Annotated in this window: 6 protein-coding genes and 1 pseudogene; all 7 read right to left on the minus strand. The window is 49.2% G+C overall.

Translation table 11 applies throughout. The features are described 5' to 3' along the window. Positions 1-314 (minus strand): phage tail tube protein (locus H1S01_RS19935; RefSeq protein ID WP_188042132.1); only part of this gene is annotated, 314 nt, incomplete at its 3' end. A 4-nt stretch (positions 315-318) separates the two neighbouring features. Then, a complete protein-coding gene (locus H1S01_RS19940; RefSeq protein WP_188042133.1) occupies positions 319-687 on the minus strand; it encodes a minor capsid protein in 369 nt (122 codons plus the stop codon). 4 nt (positions 688-691) lie between these two features. After that, positions 692-1,117 (minus strand): hypothetical protein, encoded by a 426-nt coding sequence (locus tag H1S01_RS19945; protein ID WP_188042134.1) that lies wholly within the window; start codon positions 1,115-1,117, stop codon positions 692-694. Continuing rightward, entirely contained in the window at positions 1,117-1,428 is a 312-nt protein-coding gene (locus H1S01_RS19950; protein WP_188042135.1) for a hypothetical protein, read from the minus strand. The genes H1S01_RS19945 and H1S01_RS19950 overlap by 1 nt, the downstream gene beginning before the upstream one ends. Beyond that, complete coding sequence (locus tag H1S01_RS19955) at positions 1,425-1,772, minus strand: hypothetical protein (protein WP_188042136.1); 348 nt, start codon at positions 1,770-1,772, stop codon at positions 1,425-1,427. The genes H1S01_RS19950 and H1S01_RS19955 overlap by 4 nt, the downstream gene beginning before the upstream one ends. 8 nt (positions 1,773-1,780) lie before the next feature. Continuing rightward, positions 1,781-1,975: a hypothetical protein gene (locus H1S01_RS19960; RefSeq protein WP_188042137.1), complete on the minus strand. Its 195-nt coding sequence runs from the start codon at positions 1,973-1,975 to the stop codon at positions 1,781-1,783. A 58-nt stretch (positions 1,976-2,033) separates the two neighbouring features. Beyond that, positions 2,034-2,325 (minus strand): annotated as a pseudogene (locus H1S01_RS19965) (major capsid protein); the annotation flags it as partial.

A 2,325-nucleotide genomic window follows, 5' to 3' on the forward strand; every position in this document is an offset into this window, starting at 1 on the left:
GTTCCGGTATATTTCTTGCCAGAGGGTAGTCGGATTTCGGCTTTGAGCGTCGACCGGCTGTTAAACACTTCATCCAAATGATCTAACGCAGTATCGCTACCCAGCATGAATCCGTCACATTCGATAGACCAAGATAAAACCCCGGCCACATTCTCGGCCCATCCATAGGCGTCCTTTGATGTGGTTTCAATTAGGTTGGCCGAGCGATTCAATGTGGCTCCGCTTTGCCCACCCACAACGGTGTAGGTCGGGGAAGCATCCGTCCCGCTCGTTTGGACATAGAGCAATACGTCTACGCCTGCGATTTTTGCCAAAGTTTCAGGCCTCCTCTGTAATCAGTGCGAAGTTTATTGAATAGATGGTTCGGTCGTTTTCATCAAAGCCTAGAAAGGATGGGCTGGATTGTCGAGAGGTACAAAAAATGACGTGGGTGGGTCCCACGTCGAAGTCTCGTTTGCCGTTAAACGTCTGATAAATTTCGGTCGCCTTCGCTTCGGCCGTCGCCGGATCGCTGGCGCGAATCAATATCTGTATTGTAGGTCGGCTTAGGTTGGCCTTTACGCTGGCTTCTCCGCCTCCAGTCAATCGAATAGCGGCACAATCATCAACCGTCGCCGGGAAGGAGTTCGCAAAATACCTGAAGGGGATGAACTGCTGAAGAACAGCGATAAGTTCTACCATTCTCATCGCATCAAGCCCCCTTCAATGCTTTGTGAAGTTCCCGTTCAATGTGATCTTTGTAGGTTTGAGCTTCCCCTTCCAGTGGACGGGTGAGGAACTGATTGCCTACGGGATAATGCTTGCCACTCATGCCGTACCCTCCAGGTTTCGCCAGGGAGCCGGGACCGAGCCGGTAATTCATTTCGTGCATGGCTAAAGCGTAATTAAAGCCGCCTTCCTTCACGCTATAATCTACTTTCGCTGTTACCTGATTTGAGGCGGCGATTACTTCCTTGGCGTAGGATTTTTCCAAGATACCTTTGTCGTGCGGGGCGGTTTCGGATGACGTGCGAACGAGGTCGTCAGCACAGTCATGCACCGCTTGTTTTAACTGGTTTCGGATATCCATGTTGATTCGTTTTAGAACCTGGTCGTAAATTTTCACTTGGATTTTCATCAAATCACCACTTTGGTGAACATCGGTTTGCCGGAGAAGTCACGAATGATTGCGATACTTACCGGGGTCTTCATATAGGTACAGCCTAATTCATCGACCCACTCAATCTGATCGCCAAATCCAACAGCCACTCGCCCTTTGAGCAAAATTTCTGCTGTAGATACTACGACTTGCCCGTTGACTTCGACACTACGCTTAGATGTAGTGTCAATCCGGCAATGATGAGATACGGCCTCCCCCCAAGACGGTTTTCCCCAGATGTCTAGCTCCCCTGCCTTGAAGATAGATACGGTCTGCTTCATGGGAATCAATCGACATACCTCCCTACTCGGCGACCAAGGATAGCAATGACTTCCGGGGAAATCCGTCGTATCCCATCCATAGTGATACTCAGTCCGCTAACCGACACGGCTTTTACACCTTGTTCGGATTTACGAACCGTTTCATCCATTCCCAACAGCCAAAGAGCCTGTTCAAACACCGCTTCTTCGGGAAGAGGCCGAATATCGGGTTGATAGATGCGGAATAACCGGTATAGCTGGGTTTCTGCACTGACTAAAGCCCTTTGGCGAGTGGAGTTATCCGTAATTACCCATTCCTCGTTATGAAGAACATCATTCGTAAAATAGGTGTTGGCTCGATTCAGGTCAACCAATTACTCACCTACTTCGTGGGCGTTTTGGGTTTCTTATCTTCTACGGTTTTTTCCTCGATCACTTCTACGGTATAGCCGTAGTCATTCGTCAGAAGGTTTTTCAGACGTTCATCTTCAACAATGGCTTCACCGTTTTGAAAAAGTACGCCCTCGGTCACGCCGTTGTAAATTACGTTTGGAGTTTTAATCCGATATTTCGCCAAGATAGTCCCTCCTTACCAAAAGTAAAGACGTGGCAGACTGTTCCACCACGTCACAACATTACGATTTTTTGATATATCGGAGCCGTGCAGCAGCCCGTGGATGGAATACTGCCATACCGCAATAAAACTCAATCCGGGTACGGAATACCGGCTTGCTGTCGATTTCCCCAAGGTCACGCACCGATACACCACCGTTACGTAGGCCCGAGACATACTGCTCTGCGCCAAACTTGATCGCGTAAATGGAGCCGGTATCCGAAGCTGTTCCGGCCTTATCCAATTCGTTAAATCCGAGAATCTCCTGACCCGCGCCATCCGTCTCGATCACACGAATGGGAATACCCGCATAG

Origin of the sequence: Heliobacterium chlorum (assembly GCF_014502795.1) — a bacterium.
Lineage (GTDB): Bacteria > Bacillota > Desulfitobacteriia > Heliobacteriales > Heliobacteriaceae > Heliobacterium > Heliobacterium chlorum.

Excerpts from the sequence above, each read along its gene's own strand:
- H1S01_RS19945 (WP_188042134.1), bottom strand. The coding sequence starts at position 1,117 with ATGAAAATCCAAGTGAAAATTTACGACCAGGTTCTAAAACGAATCAAC.
- H1S01_RS19940 (WP_188042133.1), bottom strand. The coding sequence starts at position 687 with ATGAGAATGGTAGAACTTATCGCTGTTCTTCAGCAGTTCATCCCCTTC.